Below are 14982 nucleotides of genomic sequence, written 5' to 3' on the forward strand. Positions count from 1 at the left end.
CTACCTCCTGTATGCGGCCCTTACCGCCCGTAGGGAGGGCTTTGACGGCTGTATTCGGAGAAAACGGGGAGGGTCCCTGACGGCGCTCGATCAGGCCTTCGCCTGCCAGGTTCGAACCCGGTCGGCGCTGATGCCCTCGACGTCGTCGGCGACGGCATCGGGGTCGGCATCGGTCAGGTCGTCGACACTCTCGATGCCGACTGCGGCGAGTTTCTCGACCGTTTTGGCCCCGATCCCCTCGAGTGCCTCGAGTTCGGAACCGCTCTCGGACTCGCGGGCCTGGAACTCCTGATAGTTACAGACCGGACAGCCCAGTTCCCACGGTTCGTCGCCGCTATGGATGACGAGTTCGGGCAGGTCGTGGTCGTCACAGTACTCGTCGGTGACCTCGATGTCGCCGCGCCGTGGCAGCGGCAGCGAGTACTCACAGTCCGGGTAGCGTGTACAGCCGACGAGTCGCGACCCACTCTGGAGGGTCTTGATGGCGAGTTCGCCACCGTGTTCGTCTCCGCACTCGGGACAGTCACCCAGAATCGGCCCTTCGCCGGCATCCTCGGCCTTACAGAGTGGACAGCCGTGGACGAACGTCTGCCGACCGGCGAGCATCTTGATCTCGTTTAAGCCGTGTTCCTCACACTCCGACTCCATGATCAGTGGCTTGCCCGTCGACGGCAGCGGCAGCGTATACTCACAGTCCGGGTAGCCGTCACAGCCGATGAAGTACGAGCCGTGGCGACTGCGCCGGACCAGCAGGTCCTCGCCACACTCGGGACACGGCCCCAGTCGCTTGTCGTCTTTGAGCGACTTGCGGAGGTGGTCGCCGATCTCCTCCCGGGAGTCCGCGAGGTTCGCGAAGATCTCTTCTAACATCTCGCGGGACTCGTCGGTGACGTCGTCCAGCGTCGCCTCGCCGTGTGCGATGGCGTCCATGTCCGCCTCGAGCTGGGCGGTCATCCCCTCGCTGACGACTCGGTCGGCGTACTCTTCGGCGGCCTCGACGACAGCCATCGCGAGTCGGGTCGGCCGCGGCGGATCGCTCTCGACGTAGCCGCGATCGTACAGCTTCTCTAAGATGTCGTGGCGGGTCGACTTCGTCCCAACCCCCAGATCCTCCATCGTCTCGATGAGCCGCGACTGGCCATATCTTCGGGGCGGCTGAGTCTCCTTCTCCTCGAGTTCGACGTCCGACAGTGACAGTTCCTCGCCCTCGTCGACGTCGGGAACGAAGTTCTCCGTCGTGCTGAAGTAGGGGTAAACGTCGTGATACCCCGGCTCGACGAGCCGTTTGCCGTTTGCCTTGAGCCGGTAGTCGGCGACCTCGGCGACGACTTTGAGGTGTTCCCAGACGGCCGCGTCGGCGACCGTCGCGAAAAAGCGCCGGACGACGAGTTCGAAGATCTCCCACTCGTCGTCTGAGACGTCTCCCCGGGTCGGAATCTCGCCGGTCGGATGGATCGGCGGGTGGTCAGTCGTCTCCTCGTCGCCTTCGGTGGGGACGATCTCGTCGGCCTCGAGCAGCGACTCGGCGGACTCGCCCAGCGTCGAGTGGCCGACGAAGTCGTCGAGCAGATCCTCGGGGTCGAGATCGTCCGGGTAGACGGTGTTGTCCGTCCGCGGATACGTGATGTAGCCGGCGGTGTAGAGATCCTCGGCGATCGACATCGCCCGTTTTGCCGTGTAGCCGATGGCACTCGCTGCGCGGATGAACTGGGTCGTATTAAACGGCGTCGGCGGCGTGTCGGTTCGAGTTCGGCGGTTGACGTCGACGACCGTCGCGCTGTCGCGACTCGAGAGCGTCTCGTAGACCTCGTCGGCGACGGCTTCCTCCCAGACGCGTTCTGCTTCGTTGTCGTCCTCGTCGCGGTAGAAGTACTGAGCTTCGAAGGCGTCGGTGTCTCCCTCGCGTTTCTCGAGGTCGGCGAACAGCTCCCAGTAGGGTTCGGGATCGAACGCTTCGATCTCGCGTTCGCGGTCGACGATCAGCTTGAGCGTCGGCGACTGGACGCGACCGACGGAGATGAAGTCGTCGCCGAGCTGGCCGGCAGATAGCGAGAGGAATCGAGTGAGCGACGCGCCCCAGATGAGGTCGATGATCTGGCGCGCCTCGCCCGCGGCCGCGAGGTCGAAGTCGAGTTCGTCGGGTTCGTCGAAGGCGCTTTTGACCTCGTTTTCCGTGATCGAGGAGAACCGAACGCGCTGGATCGGGACGTCCGCGTTGACATCGCGGACGATCTCGTAGGCCTCCTTGCCGATGAGTTCACCCTCGCGGTCGTAGTCCGTCGCGATCGTGACCTGTGTGGCCTTTCGCGCGAGAATTCGCAAGGTTGCGACGATGTTCTCTTTCGTCGCCGTCTTCTCGACGTCCGCGTCGATGAGTTCGGCCGGTTCGACGTCTCGCCAGTCCGAGTACTCCGAGGGAAAGTCGACGCCGACGACGTGGCCCGACAGCCCCACGCAGCGCTTGCCACCCCACTCGTAGACGTTGACGCCGTTCTCACGACTCGAGTCGTACGTGCCGCCGCTTAAGATATCGGCGATCCGCCGTGCAGCGTTGTCCTTCTCCGTAATGATCAGTTCCACGGCGGGTCACCTCCTCGAGTGATCGGTCCCCCCGGCTGTGGGCGAGTAGTCTGCATCGTCGGCGGCTACGGCTGAGGTTCTGATAACGCTTTCGCCAAAACCGGCCGACAGCGCGGGTGTGCGTGCGCTGTGCGTCCTCGGGCGGTCGCGTGCACACGAGAGCCATCGGTGTTCGAGGGTCGTCAATGCCGATGTTCGAGAGTCGGCGGTCCGATGGCTCGGCAGAGCTTGTCTCGTGGTACCAACAACCAATATCGCTATCTTCGTTCCGTGCCTACCGATGGTACGTAGCAATACGTGGAGTACGATCTCGATATGGAACGAAACGTAGGCGGTTTCGACCGCACGTGGCGGCTCGTCGGCGGTGCGCTGCTGGCTATCGTCGGCGTCGCGGCGCTCGCTGGCGTCATCTCGCTCGGCACCCTTCCAGCGCTCCTGCTGGCGCTCGTCGGAGTCGTGGTGTTCACTACCGGCGTCGTTCGACGCTGTGTCATCAACCGCGTGCTGGGCGTAGATACGTCCGGCAGCGCAGTCACCGATCCCGAGCCGATCGACGAACAGCCCTCGAAACGGGCGAACTAACCCGATTTTTGCACGCGTCGCCGACGAAACGTGGACGCGGGTCCGACCGCGCTCGAGGACCCGCTCAGACGGATCGCTGGCCGTCAGTTCCGGAGAGCACAGGACAGTCGCGGTTGCACCGGCAAATCGTCCCAGCAGCTCGTCTCAATCGACCGGAAGCCACTTCCGAAGTGTCGGGCTGAACTCCGCGACCATCTGGGCGTCGGCGTCGGTAAACGCATCCGTCGCGATGAGCGCGAGGAGGTAGGTCCCGACGACGACGATCGGCAACACGCCGGCCGTGAGCAGATCGGACTCGAGTACGAAGACGACGGGAACCCCGACGATAGTCGCCGGGACGCCCGCGCCGACGATTTTGGCGAACTCCCTCGTGAAGGGGTGGATGCCGTCGAGGTGGTAGATCTCGAGGAGGGTCAGTGCACCGACGAGCACGAGCGCCGTCGCCGAGCCGACTGCTGCGCCCTCGATCCCGATGAGCGGCACGAGCGCGAACGAGACGACGAGGTTCGCGCCGAAGAGCACGAGTGTGTTGGCGAAGACGACGCGCGAGTAGCCAAGTCCCTGCAGCAGCGAGCCGTTGGGGCCGCCGAAGGTGACGTTAAAGAGGAATGCACCCGCGAGGACGACGACGACGGTGTTCGCCTCGGCGTACTGGGGCGTATAGAGGACGGCGAGGTAGGAACTCGAGCCGATCGAGAGGAAGATGGCGATCGGGAGCGTGATCGCGGCGATCCAGCGCGCCATGATCCGAAACCGCTGTTCGACGAGGTCAATATCGTCGCGGGTTTCGGCGATCAGGGGCTTGAACACGGGTGAGAGGGAGCTGAAGATAATCGTCAGCCCCGAGCCGAGCATGTAGCCGACGCGGTAGATCCCGATCGTTTCGGACTCAAGGAAGTAGCCGAGGACGAAGTAGTCGACCTGCCCCATCAGGACGAAGACGACGCTGGTCATCGCCAGCGGGAGCGAGTACGTGACCAGCGGCCCCGGTGCAACGAGCTCGAGTTCGGTCGTCAGTAGGTCCCACGCCTTGTACGTGAAGACGGCCGCGCCGACCGTGATCGCGACGAACAGCCCGACGACGTAGCCGCCGATGAGCCCGAGCAACCCGAAGCCGGCGAGCAGGAGTCCCGCGGTGACGACGAACCGGACGATCGGCCGGATCAGGTCGCGCATGAGCACCCGATACTGGAGCTTCTTGATACTGTAGTAGGAGGTCAACAGGACCTTGTAGATCGCGAGCATCGGGATCGTCACTGAAAGCAGTAACAGCGCGACCTGCATCGACGGCTCCCGAAAGAACGCAGCAATCGAGGCCGCGCTGAGCGCGAGTGCGAACGCGACCAGCGACGACGTGACCAGCACGGTCGCGGTCACCTGTACGATCACGCCTTTTGCCTTCCCGCGCTCGCCGTCGGCCAGATATTGGGGGACGAAGTAGTCGATCGCCAGCGGCAAGCCGAGGTTGGCGAACACCTGCGTGAACAAGATGACGGACGTCGCCAGCACGAACAGCCCGTACACCGACGGACTGACGAATCGGGTCATCAGCATGACGATCGCGAACCCCAACACCCCTTTGGCGACGTTCCCGACGAACGTGATGCTCCCCTGTTTTGCGAGCGTGGACACCCCCTCGTCGTAATCGGGAGCCGAATCGAGGCTGGCGTCAGGCTCGGAGCCGTCGGCGGACGTGGAATTCGGATCAGTCATCCTGTGCACCTCCTCGTGGATCGCTCGTCGCCATCAGACACCTGTAACCGGCTCGAGGTCGTACGACGCGACAGCGGTGGCGTCCTCACCGAACCGAGGGAACTCGACGTCGAACGGCCACTCCTCGCGCGACTCGTCGTCGACGTCGACGTTCTCGATGACGGTCTCGAGTTCTTCACCCTCGGCGTCGAAAAACGTCGCACGGATCTCGATGTACGACAGGGTGCGGTCGCCGACGTTCCTGACGACACCCCAGACGACGACGCGTTCGTCTTCGGTCCCGGGATTTTCCCGCGTGAGGTCGTCCCAGACGATTTCGACGTCGCCCGGCTCGGTGATCTCCTCGCCGCCCTCCTCGAGGAAGTCGAGACAGCCCGTGATCGGGACGAGGGCGGCACACGCGAGAAACGCACGACGGTGCATCTGGCTACTGTAGACGAGGCCGAGGCTTCAGCGTTCGGGTCGTCGACGCACGGTCGCAGTCGTGGACAGTCGGCGGGTATCCGTCCGGACCCGGCCTCGAGTCGGCCAGTTGCCCGATCCCGTTCGAGCGCCAGTTATCCGTGACCCGTCGCTCGCCACGATAGCTTTTTTACCATGTAGTAATACCACCTAGTTGTATGAGCGACTTCGAACAGTTCAGTCAGGTCGGAGAAGCGGATGTAACGCGCGCAATCGGACAGGAGTGGATCGAGGAGTTCATGGACTTCTCGGACTCGGACGTGATCATCGTCGGTGGCGGCCCGTCGGGGCTGACGGCGGCGAAAGAACTCGCCGAGCGCGGCGTCCAGACGATGGTCGTCGAGAAGAACAACTACCTCGGCGGCGGCTTCTGGCTCGGCGGCTTTCTGATGAACAAGGTGACGGTACGCGACCCCGCCCAGGGGATCCTCGAGGACCTCGACGTGGATTACAAGCAGGCCCAAGACAGCGAGGGACTGTACGTCGCCAACGGCCCCGAGGCCTGTTCCGGGCTCATCAAGGCCGCTTGCGACGCCGGCGCGAAGATGCAGAACATGACCGAGTTCACGGACATCGTCATCCGCGAGGACCACACGATCTCGGGGATCGTGATGAACTGGACGCCGGTCCACGCGCTGCCCCGCGAGATTACCTGCGTCGACCCGATCGCCGTCGAGGCGGATCTGGTGATCGACGCGACGGGCCACGACGCGATGGCGGTCACGAAACTCGACGAACGCGGCGTCCTCGACGCGCCCGGCATCCAGGACGCCCGCGAGCGCGGTCAGGTGATGGATCAGACCGAAGACGATACCTACGGCGCACCCGGCCACGACTCCCCCGGCCACGACTCGATGTGGGTCGGCAAGAGCGAGGACGCCGTCGTCGAACACACCGGCCTCGTCCACGACGGCCTGATCGCGACGGGGATGGCCACCGCGACCACCTACGGCCTCCCGCGCATGGGGCCGACCTTCGGCGCCATGCTCGTCTCCGGCAAGCGCGCCGCCCAGGTCGCGCTCGACGAACTCGAGGTCGACGCCGAACCGGTCGACATCACCTCGCGCGCGGCGACGCCGGCCGACGACTAAGCGCACTCCGCGAACAGCGCGTTTTTCGCCCGTCCCGATGTCCGATCAGTCGTCGATCCAGCCGTAGCCGGATTCGTTGTCGGTCAGGGACTCCTCACAGTACTCGCAGACGTCGCTCTCGGCGAGGATCCGCGCCCCGCACGACGGGCAGTTGGTTTTCGGTTCCCGCGTCGCGTCGTCGCTGCCGTAGACCGCGCGAGCGTGTTCGAACCGGATGACGATCGTCGCGACGACCAGCACGCCGAACGCGACGAGGAAGACGAGTCGGCCGAGCGAGATCGGTGCGTCGAGTACCGACGCGGTATGAAGGCCAACAGCGAAGGAAGAACCAGTCACTGTGAATTGGTTTTCGTTACGAAGAGATAAAAATTCTGCCACCACTCCCGGCTCGGTATCCTCCAGCGCCGGAGCAATCGTTCCGTCGAGCCCGCTCACCCGAGTCCACACGTTCGCCGTCGACCGCAACTGTTTCACCTAATGGTACAACTAGATAATATATGGTCGATACTGTCGTCTGCTATCGCGTCCCCTCGACCGTCGCCGACAGCGAGGCGTCTTCGACGCCTCGAGCTGACGACGGAGTCGTCGACGTCGACGCGATCGGTGACTGGCTCGAGAGTCGCATCGACGCATCGGTCTCGGTTCGCGACCGCTTTCTGGACGTCCACCGAACAGACGACCTCGCCGAGCGGTTCGCCGAGGCGCGAGTTCCCTCCCCCTATGACCGCGAGACCGGCAACACGATGCTCGGAACGATCCGCTACGAGGAACGGGCCCTCGAGCACCCCGAGCGCGAGGGCGGCGTCCTCTACGACGGCGCGCAGGTCCAGCGGGCGCTCAACAGCGCGCTCCCGGCCGACGAGCGGGACCTCGAGACGCTCCACGTCGCGATTCTGAACCGAGCTATCGGGACGTGGGGCGAGCACGACGGCCGCTGGCACAAGCGCGTCAACGTCCTCGGCCAGCCGGCGTTGATCTCGGTTCCCGGGCTCTACGAGGCACCCGCGAAGCCGGAAGAATACTACAAGGAAAAGCAGCGCCACGCCCTGCTGTCGGGCGATACGCCACCGCGGGAAGTGCTCGAGAATCAGGTCGAGGGCGACTTTCTGGTCGAAGACGACCCCCGATCGACGGACGCGCTGAAGGGCTACGCGTTGCAGGCCGTCCACTTCCTCGAGACGGGCGAGGCGTTTTGCGACCGAGCGGGGTGTCGCCTCTTTAACGCCCACTTCCACGAGGACCTGATCGAGGCCCAGTTGCGCGACCCACCGTTCTGTGCGGCCCACGCGAGCCTGTACGGCGACTCGTGACGACAGTTCGTCGGACGGAACCGGTGCCCTCTTTTGGCCGACTCGAGTTCGACAACGTACAATGAGTGAACCGTTTACCGTCGACGTTCCCGTCCGATTTCGCGACCTCGATCCCCTGAATCACGTTAATCACGCCGTCTACGCGAGCTACCTCGAGACCGCCCGCGTCGACTACCTCGAGGACGGCGTCGGCATACCAGACGATGACCTCTCGTTCGTCGTCGCAAGCCTCGAGATCGAGTACGAACGGCCGATCGTCGCCGGTGACGAGCCCACGGTCGCACTCTGGGTATCCCGTCTCGGTGACTCGAGTTGCACGATGGAGTACGAGATCCGCGTCGACGGCGACGTTGCGGCGACGGCCGAGACGACGATGGTGCACATCGATTCCGAAACCAAACGGCCGTCGCCGCTTCCGCCCGAGGTTCGAGCGCCGGTCTGTGAGTACGAGGGGCTCGAGGAGCAGGCGTCGACACCCTCCTGAGCCGACAGCAGAACCGAGTGAGACCGCTCCGGCTACTCGAGTTGCCCACCCGTCAGCCGCACGACGCCGAAGACGTGTGTTTCATCGGCAACGGCCACAGATCGCTCGCGGAGACGAGTATGAGCAGCGTCGATCTTCTCGTCGAGTCGCACATGCGGGTCGTTCTCGTATCGGAGCTTCGTCGTCGGTGGCGTCGAAAGGACGACGATCGCTCGGAAGACGGCGTTGACCGGCGGCGCGTACCATTCTTCGCTGCGGGCGGCGTTGGCAAGCACGACGTGCCCGCCGGGGCCGACGAGATCACACCAGTCGTCGACCGCCCCCGCGGGATCGGCGAGCATCCCGACGACGAACGTCGCGAGAACGGCGTCGACGGTCGTCTCGTCGTCGATCCCGTCCAGTGGCGGTCGCGTGGCGTCACCCCGGACGACGTGGACGTTGTCGTACTCGCTCGTCAACTCGCGCGCTCGCTCGAGCACTGGTCCCGTGAAATCGATCCCGATGACGGTCCCCTCGGGGCCGACCTGTTCGCGCAACACTGGGAGATTCGCGCCCGTTCCACACCCCATCTCGACGACGGTGTCGCCGGGCTCGAGCCGGCAGGCAGCGGCCGCTCGCCGCCGCAGCGCCGGAATGCCGGGCGTTCGACGCGCGATGACGTCGTAGAGACGCGCCCAGCGGCCGTAAAACGCCTGTGCATCTTCGGGTTGCATGCGCGCCTCGAGTGTCGAGCGAAGCGATCCCATCTCAGATCAGCGCGCGAATCGTCTCCGCGACCGACTCTGCATCCGGCCCGAGCACGTAGATCAGGGGCTCGATCCCCATCCCGCCGGTCTGGTAGAGCACGGTCGCGTCCGGTTCGTCTTCGATCGCCGCACCGACGCTCGAGGCGACGTCGCCGCCCTCGTCGAACTCGGCGGTGACGTGGCCGCCTTCGGCGAGTCGGTCGAGCAGTTCGGGAGCGTACGCGATGTTGATCGCTGCCGACGCGTCCGCGCCGTGGCGGCGGGCGGCGAGTAACACCGTCGCGACGTGTTCGGAGACACCGAACTCGGGGCTGGCCGGCACCGTCGTCTGGCCTTTCACGTCGAAGATTCGGCCCGGCACACCGGCGACGTCGTCGACGTCGTCGGCATCGGGCGTACAGGCGACCAGATTCGAGCCGACCGCGGGAATCAGCCGCGTAAAGCCGTTCGCGTTCTCGAGGGTACGCAGCCCGCCTCGAAGCGACGAGAGCACGCGCTCGCTGGTTCGCAGATCGCTTTCGGGGTCGTGGACGCGAAAACTCGAGCCGTACTCGGCGAGTTCCGGAACGGCGTCTTCGTGCAGTTGTGCCAGCAGGTCACCGCCGGCCTCGAGGTCTCGAATCAGGACTTCGATCTCGATCAGCGCCTGCACCGGGGTGATGTCGCCGTCCACGAGTCCGTCGGCGAGTTCGGTGACGAGCGCGTCGACGCGGTCGTCGTCGGCGATGCGATCGTTCGTGGTGACGTCGCCGTGGGCGTACTTCGAGACGGCGCTCTGGCTGATTCCGAGGACGCCGGCGACCTCACTCTGAGTCAGGCCGCGCTCGCGGAGGGCTCCTGCCAGCAGCGACCGAACCGTCGGCAGGAACTCGTCGACGACGATTTCTTCGACGAATTGCATCTGTTTGGTGTCGGTATGGTCGCCCTCGGGATAACTGTGGCCCTCGTGGACGATCAGCGGCTGCCGTGTGCCGTTCGGAACCGCTCGACACGCACGAAACGCGTCCCGGCGTCAGTTGCGGGGCTGTGACGCGAACGTCTGGGTTCCGTGGCGGGCGACGATCGCGAGCACCAGCGCGGCCATGAGTCCAATCACGACGAGGCCACCGGTATCCGAGTCGATTGCCGGAAACGCCCACTGAGACCAGTTGAACGTCGTGTGAACCAGGATCATCCCGAGGAGACTCCCGCCGGTGTTGTCGAAGAGCCACGACATCACGACCGACAACAGCGTGATCGTGACAAGAAACCCCCAAATCGGGCGATTGTAGTACATCGTCATTGAGGGCATGTAGAACCACGGCAGGTGCCAGATTCCCCAGACGATGCCGAGTCCGAGGCTCGCTCCGAATGAGCCCAACCGCGCCTGCAGCGGCTCGAGGGCGTATCCACGCCAGCCGAACTCCTCCTGGAGCGGACCGCCGAACAGCAGAATCCAGACGAACGCAATCGGCAGCGCGACCGGCTGTCCGGCCCAGGGAAGTGACGGCTCGAACCCGGTCACGACGGCGACGCCGAGCGCGACGGCTGCAAGCAGCGGAAAGAGGAGGAAAATCGGGACGAGCCACCGTCGATCGAACGATCGATCGAGTGCCCGTCCCACCAGTCGGCTGACGCCAGCGCGACCGTGAGTGGCGTAGACGAGCACGAACGCTGCGACTGACGGCCCGAACGCCCCCACCTCCGGGAGCGCGCTCACGGAACGGAGCACGGTCTCCATCGTTCCGCCGCCGAGAGCGATGTCGGATGCGATCGCGACCTTCGGGAGCCACAGCAGCCACGAGAACGCAAACGTCAGAAGGAAAAACGCCCCAAGCGCACGAACTGACACTGAGTCGTGCCGCCCTCGAGGCTGTTCGAGTTGCTGATTCGAAGTACCCATACCGGCTGTACGTCAGCAGAGCTACTAATTCGTTCGCGCTGACAGTGGTCGGCGCTTACCCGTTTCGCTCGAGTTGATCGCCGCCGAACTCGTCGTCACTCTGGATTCGCGAGGCCTGCGGGCCAGCCTGATCCTGATACTTCGAGCCGCGGTCGCTGCCGTACGGGCGTTCGGCTTCGGTCTTCAGCTCCGTAAACGTCAGCTGGGAGATGCGCATGCCGGGCGTGAGCGCGACGGGGGCGCTGCCGAGATTCGAGAGCTCGAGCGTGATCTGGCCGCGATAACCGGGGTCACAGAGGCCGGCGGTGGCGTGGACGACGACAGCGAGTCGACCCAGCGATGAGCGCCCTTCGACGTGGGCGATCAGATCCGCCGGGATCTCGACGCGTTCGTGGGTCGTCCCCAGCACGAAATCACCGGGGTGGAGAATGAAGTCGTCATCGTCTTCGACGACCGTCTCGGTGACGTACTCGTCGACCTCGCGTTCGGAGGTGGGGTGGATACAGGGGATGTTCGTCCGCTGGAACTCGAGGAACTCTCGACCGAGCCGGAGGTCGACGCTCGCGGGCTGGATCTGGAGTTCGGGATCGTCGAGAGGGTCGACGACGAGGTCGCCCTCCTCGAGCCGGCGCAGAATGTCTGCATCGGAGAGGATCATATCCGACGAGTCGAACGGTGGGCGTGTAAACCGTTCGATCCAGCTTACGTAATTATTCGAGCGCCGCGTCGATGGCGGTCGATGGCCGCGTCTCCGCGAGATTGACCTGCTCGCCGTCGACGAAGATGGCCGGTGTCCCCTCGACGCCGCTCGAGTCGCCGTAGGACTTGTCGTCTTCGATTACCGATCGGTGGCTCTCCTCTTCGGCTGCCTCGCGGGCCGCGGCCCCGTCGAATCCGAGATCGTCGGCAACCGTCTCGATCGTCTCGTAGGAGTACGAGCCCAGGTGGTCGTAGATGTCGGTCGCGAAAGGCCAGAACGCCTCGTTGCCCTCGGTCTCGTAGAGTTCGCGTGCCGCACAGGCGATCGCCCACGACCAGGTTTCATCGACCGGGATCGGATAATTGCGCTGTTCGTATCTGATCCGTTCCGGCTCGATGTAGGTCGCTTCGATATCCGGGAAGAGTTGCTGTTTGTACTGGCGACAGCTCGGACAGGAGAAGTCCTCGAAGACGGTCACCGTCACGTCGGCGTCCGGATCGCCCAGCACGGGCGGCTCCGGTGGGTCCTCGCTGCCGAGACAGCCCGCAACTCCGGTTCCGATGCCGACCGCCGCGGCCGTCCCGAGAACCGTCCGTCGCGTGAGTTTCATGCCGGTACCTATCGATTCGGCGTAGAAATACGTACCGCCATCCGATCGCCGACGCTTTACCGGTCGCCCTCGAGTGTCGGCGTATGAAACAGGCCATCGTCGCTCGCACCGACATCGGCATGGGACAGGGAAAACTCGCCGCACAGGTCGCCCACGCGTCGCTGTCGGCCTACGAGAAGGCAGATAGCCAACTCCAGAGCCAGTGGAAAAGCGGCGGGCAGAAGAAGGTCGTGCTGAAAGGCGAGAGTGAGCGCCAACTGCACGAACTCGCGGCGATCGCCGACAGCAACGGGATTCCCCACGCCATTGTCAGAGACGCCGGCCACACCCAACTCGAGCCCGGTACCGTCACCACGCTGGCCGTCGGCCCGGCGGCCGACGATCGCGTCGACAGCGTCACCGGCGACCTCTCGCTGTTCTGAGAGAGCGGCTGACACAGCAGTCGAGCGCGCCTCGAGAACGAACCGATTTATCCCCGGCGGCCAAAGCGTCGCCAAGCATATGCGCCCGGCACATCCCACAGAGCAGGCCGTCGGTATGGAGTACTACGTCAGCGACACCGACGGCGTCGGTGGCCACCTGCGCGAGGACGACGAGCACTTCCGCGTGCGCGAACTCGAGCGCTTTTCCACCGAGCCGGTCGACGCAAGCCTCGACGCCTACCCACATCTCGTCTTCCGAGCGACGCTGTCGGGGTGGGACACCAACGACTTCGCTTCCCGGCTGTCGGACGCGCTCGGGATCTCTCGAGAGCGAGTCAACTGGGCCGGCACGAAGGACAAGTACGCGGTAACGACGCAGCTGTTTTCGGTCTACGGCGCCGATCCGGACGAACTGCCGGACGTCGACGGAGCCGAGATCGAGGTACTCGGCCGGGCCGGTCGCTCGCTCGAGTTCGGCGATCTCGCAGGGAACGCGTTCGAACTGGTCGTCAGCGATCCCGACCAGCCCGAAAACGCGGCCGTAATCACGGACGAACTCCACGCCTTCGGCGGCCTCGAGAACGAAGCCGAAGACGGGACCGTCATCGGCGTCCCCAACTTCTTTGGACAGCAGCGCTTCGGCAGCCGCCGGCCGGTCACGCACAAAGTGGGCCTCGAGATCGCCCGCGGCGACTGGGAGGGCGCGGTGATGGCGTATCTCGGCAATCCCACGGACGCAGAACCAGCGGGAACCCAAGACGCCCGCGCGTTCGTGCAAGAAACCCGCGACTGGCAGGAAGCCCTCGAGCGCTTTCCTAACCGGCTGCGATACGAGCGCTCGATGCTCCACGGGATCGCCGAGTGCGACGGCGAGCCGGGCCCCGATGACTTCCGCGCCGCCCTCGAGCGTGTCCCCTCGAATCTCCAGCGGCTGTTCGTCCATGCGGCTCAGTCGTACGCGTTCAATCTGATGCTCAGCGAGCGCCTCGAGCGCGGCCTGCCGTTCGACCGGCCCGTCGAGGGCGACGTCGCCTGTTTCGCCGACACCGACGCGCCCGCGGGCCTCGAGTTGCCCGACACGGACCGCCTCCAGCGCGTCGACGAACGCCGTGTGCGATCCGTCACGCGCCACTGCGAGCGCGGCCGCGCGTTCGTCACCGCGCCGCTCGTGGGCACCGACACCGAGCTCGCCGACGGTGAACAGGGCGAAATCGAACGCGCCGTCCTCGACGAGCTCGGCCTCGAGCCCGCGGACTTCGATCTGCCCGGCGAGTTCTACTCGAGTGGTACCCGTCGAGTGATCCTCGTCCGGACACCCCTCGAGTACGAGACCGATCCGCTGACGCTCGAGTTTTCGCTGCCGAAAGGCTCGTACGCGACGGTCGTCCTGCGAGAGTACCTGAAGGTCGATCCGGTCGATCTGGGCTGATCGCTCGAGACGGAACGGAGGGATGCACACTGGATCATGATTGGAACGGATCAGGAAACCGAACTCGTCGACTGGCGGAAAACGACGGTCGACGGGACGACGGTGTACGAACTCGAGTACAGCGCGCCCGTCTCGGAACCGACGGGCCGCCCGCGGACGCTGTTCGGGGCCACCAGCGGCGGCACGGTCCCGGCTGCCGAGCAGTCCGTTCGGTTACCCGACGGCGAGCGGATTCCCGCGACCGACGTGACGTTCGAGGCGGAGGGGACCACGTTACGGATTCGGCTCGAAGACCCGTCACTGCTGACTCGGATCTGGCGAGCGCTTCCGTGGTGGACTCGAGGGTGAGCCGTCGGCCCGAATCGAAAGCCGGTGAGGGAATCAGCGCAGGATACTTTTCAGGACGGCCCCGAAGCCGGCGGCGCCGATACAGAACGCGATGAGGCCGCCGACCCCGGTCAGCGTGAGGACGCCGTTGAGTCCGGCGGCGATGAGCAGCGGTTTCAGCCAGCCGTCCCCGCGCCCGATGAGTCGCTCGGCGATGGCGAGGAAAGCGATCACCGACCCGATCGCCCACAGCAGGTACGCGACGAGCACCAGCGGGATGGCCACGAGGATCCCGACGATGGTGATGACGAAGACGAACGCCAGAACCAGGACGGCCACCAGCGAGAGGACCCCGTAAATGAACGATCCGACTGGTTCCTCGAGCACGTCGGCCATCATCCGTTCAGTATACGCGGGGGCGACGGCAACCATGATCGCGCCGACGATCAACGTCGTCAGGAACGCACCGACGGCACCGCCGGCGAGGTTGTCTGCCGTTCCAATATCGATGTTGACACCCGGATCAGCCTGTGCGAGCAGTGCTGTAAACAGAGCGGACTGTACGAGTTCTATCATTGTTACTGATATCTCACCGAGACGAATTAAACTGCTGTGTCAACCGGTGTCGGATACAGCGTCGATCG

Annotated in this window: 17 protein-coding genes; 7 read left to right on the forward strand and 10 right to left on the reverse strand. The window is 64.8% G+C overall.

The window, feature by feature from the left end:
• Window positions 1-90 precede the first annotated feature (90 nt).
• Window positions 91-2580: a DNA topoisomerase I gene (locus GCU68_RS13195; protein ID WP_152942338.1), complete on the reverse strand. Its 2490-nt coding sequence runs from the start codon at window positions 2578-2580 to the stop codon at window positions 91-93.
• 315 nt (window positions 2581-2895) lie between these two features.
• On the opposite strand from GCU68_RS13195, the gene GCU68_RS13200 reads away from it, so the two are divergent.
• Window positions 2896-3162 carry a YgaP-like transmembrane domain gene (locus GCU68_RS13200; RefSeq protein ID WP_152942340.1) on the forward strand — a complete coding sequence of 89 codons (267 nt, stop codon included), beginning with the start codon at window positions 2896-2898 and terminating at the stop codon, window positions 3160-3162.
• Window positions 3163-3306: 144 nt separating this feature from the next.
• Here GCU68_RS13200 and GCU68_RS13205 read toward each other — a convergent pair whose 3' ends face one another.
• Together GCU68_RS13205 and GCU68_RS13210 are read right to left on the reverse strand one after the other, a co-directional pair.
• A complete protein-coding gene (locus GCU68_RS13205) occupies window positions 3307-4875 on the reverse strand; it encodes a flippase (RefSeq protein ID WP_152942342.1) in 1569 nt (522 codons plus the stop codon).
• A 33-nt stretch (window positions 4876-4908) separates the two neighbouring features.
• Window positions 4909-5298 (reverse strand): FxLYD domain-containing protein, encoded by a 390-nt coding sequence (locus tag GCU68_RS13210; protein ID WP_152942345.1) that lies wholly within the window; start codon window positions 5296-5298, stop codon window positions 4909-4911.
• A gap of 197 nt (window positions 5299-5495) precedes the next feature.
• Here GCU68_RS13210 and GCU68_RS13215 point away from each other — a divergent pair, with 197 nt between their 5' ends.
• Window positions 5496-6428 (forward strand): sulfide-dependent adenosine diphosphate thiazole synthase, encoded by a 933-nt coding sequence (locus GCU68_RS13215; protein ID WP_152942347.1) that lies wholly within the window; start codon window positions 5496-5498, stop codon window positions 6426-6428.
• A gap of 45 nt (window positions 6429-6473) precedes the next feature.
• On the opposite strand, the gene GCU68_RS13220 is transcribed toward GCU68_RS13215, so the two are convergent.
• On the reverse strand, window positions 6474-6764 hold the full coding sequence (locus GCU68_RS13220) for a hypothetical protein (RefSeq protein WP_152942349.1): 291 nt from the start codon (window positions 6762-6764) through the stop codon (window positions 6474-6476).
• A gap of 161 nt (window positions 6765-6925) precedes the next feature.
• On the opposite strand from GCU68_RS13220, the gene GCU68_RS13225 reads away from it, so the two are divergent.
• Both GCU68_RS13225 and GCU68_RS13230 read left to right on the forward strand, forming a co-directional pair.
• Window positions 6926-7738 carry a DUF7001 family protein gene (locus GCU68_RS13225; RefSeq protein ID WP_152942351.1) on the forward strand — a complete coding sequence of 271 codons (813 nt, stop codon included), beginning with the start codon at window positions 6926-6928 and terminating at the stop codon, window positions 7736-7738.
• Window positions 7739-7799: 61 nt separating this feature from the next.
• Window positions 7800-8222 carry an acyl-CoA thioesterase gene (locus GCU68_RS13230; protein ID WP_152942352.1) on the forward strand — a complete coding sequence of 141 codons (423 nt, stop codon included), beginning with the start codon at window positions 7800-7802 and terminating at the stop codon, window positions 8220-8222.
• A 32-nt stretch (window positions 8223-8254) separates the two neighbouring features.
• Here the strand turns inward: GCU68_RS13230 and GCU68_RS13235 are convergent, their stop codons facing one another.
• The 5 genes from GCU68_RS13235 to GCU68_RS13255 form a co-directional block, all read right to left on the reverse strand.
• Window positions 8255-8968 (reverse strand): class I SAM-dependent methyltransferase, encoded by a 714-nt coding sequence (locus GCU68_RS13235; protein WP_152942354.1) that lies wholly within the window; start codon window positions 8966-8968, stop codon window positions 8255-8257.
• Window position 8969: 1 nt separating this feature from the next.
• Window positions 8970-9869 (reverse strand): thiamine-phosphate synthase family protein, encoded by a 900-nt coding sequence (locus GCU68_RS13240; protein ID WP_152942356.1) that lies wholly within the window; start codon window positions 9867-9869, stop codon window positions 8970-8972.
• A 111-nt stretch (window positions 9870-9980) separates the two neighbouring features.
• Window positions 9981-10850: a CPBP family intramembrane glutamic endopeptidase gene (locus GCU68_RS13245; protein WP_152942358.1), complete on the reverse strand. Its 870-nt coding sequence runs from the start codon at window positions 10848-10850 to the stop codon at window positions 9981-9983.
• 55 nt (window positions 10851-10905) lie between these two features.
• The gene (gene dcd, locus GCU68_RS13250) at window positions 10906-11508 is read right to left on the reverse strand and encodes a dCTP deaminase (RefSeq protein WP_152942360.1); all 603 of its coding nucleotides are present in this window, start codon (window positions 11506-11508) and stop codon (window positions 10906-10908) included.
• 52 nt (window positions 11509-11560) lie between these two features.
• Window positions 11561-12160 (reverse strand): DsbA family protein, encoded by a 600-nt coding sequence (locus GCU68_RS13255; RefSeq protein ID WP_152942362.1) that lies wholly within the window; start codon window positions 12158-12160, stop codon window positions 11561-11563.
• Between the two features lie 83 nt (window positions 12161-12243).
• Here GCU68_RS13255 and pth2 point away from each other — a divergent pair, with 83 nt between their 5' ends.
• From pth2 to GCU68_RS13270, 3 genes are all read left to right on the forward strand, one after another.
• Window positions 12244-12582: a peptidyl-tRNA hydrolase Pth2 gene (gene pth2 / locus GCU68_RS13260; RefSeq protein WP_006064430.1), complete on the forward strand. Its 339-nt coding sequence runs from the start codon at window positions 12244-12246 to the stop codon at window positions 12580-12582.
• A gap of 79 nt (window positions 12583-12661) precedes the next feature.
• Window positions 12662-14011, forward strand: coding sequence for a tRNA pseudouridine(13) synthase TruD (gene truD / locus GCU68_RS13265; protein ID WP_152942364.1), 1350 nt, complete (start codon window positions 12662-12664; stop codon window positions 14009-14011).
• Between the two features lie 36 nt (window positions 14012-14047).
• Window positions 14048-14359, forward strand: a complete 312-nt coding sequence (locus GCU68_RS13270) for a hypothetical protein (protein ID WP_152942366.1) — start codon at window positions 14048-14050, stop codon at window positions 14357-14359.
• Between the two features lie 33 nt (window positions 14360-14392).
• Here the strand turns inward: GCU68_RS13270 and GCU68_RS13275 are convergent, their stop codons facing one another.
• Window positions 14393-14914 (reverse strand): hypothetical protein, encoded by a 522-nt coding sequence (locus GCU68_RS13275; protein ID WP_152942368.1) that lies wholly within the window; start codon window positions 14912-14914, stop codon window positions 14393-14395.
• Window positions 14915-14982 lie beyond the last annotated feature (68 nt).

Source organism: Natronorubrum aibiense, from assembly GCF_009392895.1.
GTDB classification, from domain to species: Archaea; Halobacteriota; Halobacteria; order Halobacteriales; family Natrialbaceae; genus Natronorubrum; species Natronorubrum aibiense.

Coding starts and splice junctions, on each gene's coding strand:
- GCU68_RS13200 (WP_152942340.1), top strand. CDS start 2,896: ATGGAACGAAACGTAGGCGGTTTCGACCGCACGTGGCGGCTCGTCGGC.
- GCU68_RS13205 (WP_152942342.1), bottom strand. CDS start 4,875: ATGACTGATCCGAATTCCACGTCCGCCGACGGCTCCGAGCCTGACGCC.
- GCU68_RS13210 (WP_152942345.1), bottom strand. CDS start 5,298: ATGCACCGTCGTGCGTTTCTCGCGTGTGCCGCCCTCGTCCCGATCACG.
- GCU68_RS13215 (WP_152942347.1), top strand. CDS start 5,496: ATGAGCGACTTCGAACAGTTCAGTCAGGTCGGAGAAGCGGATGTAACG.
- GCU68_RS13225 (WP_152942351.1), top strand. CDS start 6,926: ATGGTCGATACTGTCGTCTGCTATCGCGTCCCCTCGACCGTCGCCGAC.
- GCU68_RS13230 (WP_152942352.1), top strand. CDS start 7,800: ATGAGTGAACCGTTTACCGTCGACGTTCCCGTCCGATTTCGCGACCTC.
- GCU68_RS13235 (WP_152942354.1), bottom strand. CDS start 8,968: ATGGGATCGCTTCGCTCGACACTCGAGGCGCGCATGCAACCCGAAGAT.
- GCU68_RS13240 (WP_152942356.1), bottom strand. CDS start 9,869: ATGCAATTCGTCGAAGAAATCGTCGTCGACGAGTTCCTGCCGACGGTT.
- GCU68_RS13245 (WP_152942358.1), bottom strand. CDS start 10,850: ATGGGTACTTCGAATCAGCAACTCGAACAGCCTCGAGGGCGGCACGAC.
- dcd (WP_152942360.1), bottom strand. CDS start 11,508: ATGATCCTCTCCGATGCAGACATTCTGCGCCGGCTCGAGGAGGGCGAC.
- GCU68_RS13255 (WP_152942362.1), bottom strand. CDS start 12,160: ATGAAACTCACGCGACGGACGGTTCTCGGGACGGCCGCGGCGGTCGGC.
- pth2 (WP_006064430.1), top strand. CDS start 12,244: ATGAAACAGGCCATCGTCGCTCGCACCGACATCGGCATGGGACAGGGA.
- truD (WP_152942364.1), top strand. CDS start 12,662: ATGCGCCCGGCACATCCCACAGAGCAGGCCGTCGGTATGGAGTACTAC.
- GCU68_RS13270 (WP_152942366.1), top strand. CDS start 14,048: ATGATTGGAACGGATCAGGAAACCGAACTCGTCGACTGGCGGAAAACG.
- GCU68_RS13275 (WP_152942368.1), bottom strand. CDS start 14,914: ATGATAGAACTCGTACAGTCCGCTCTGTTTACAGCACTGCTCGCACAG.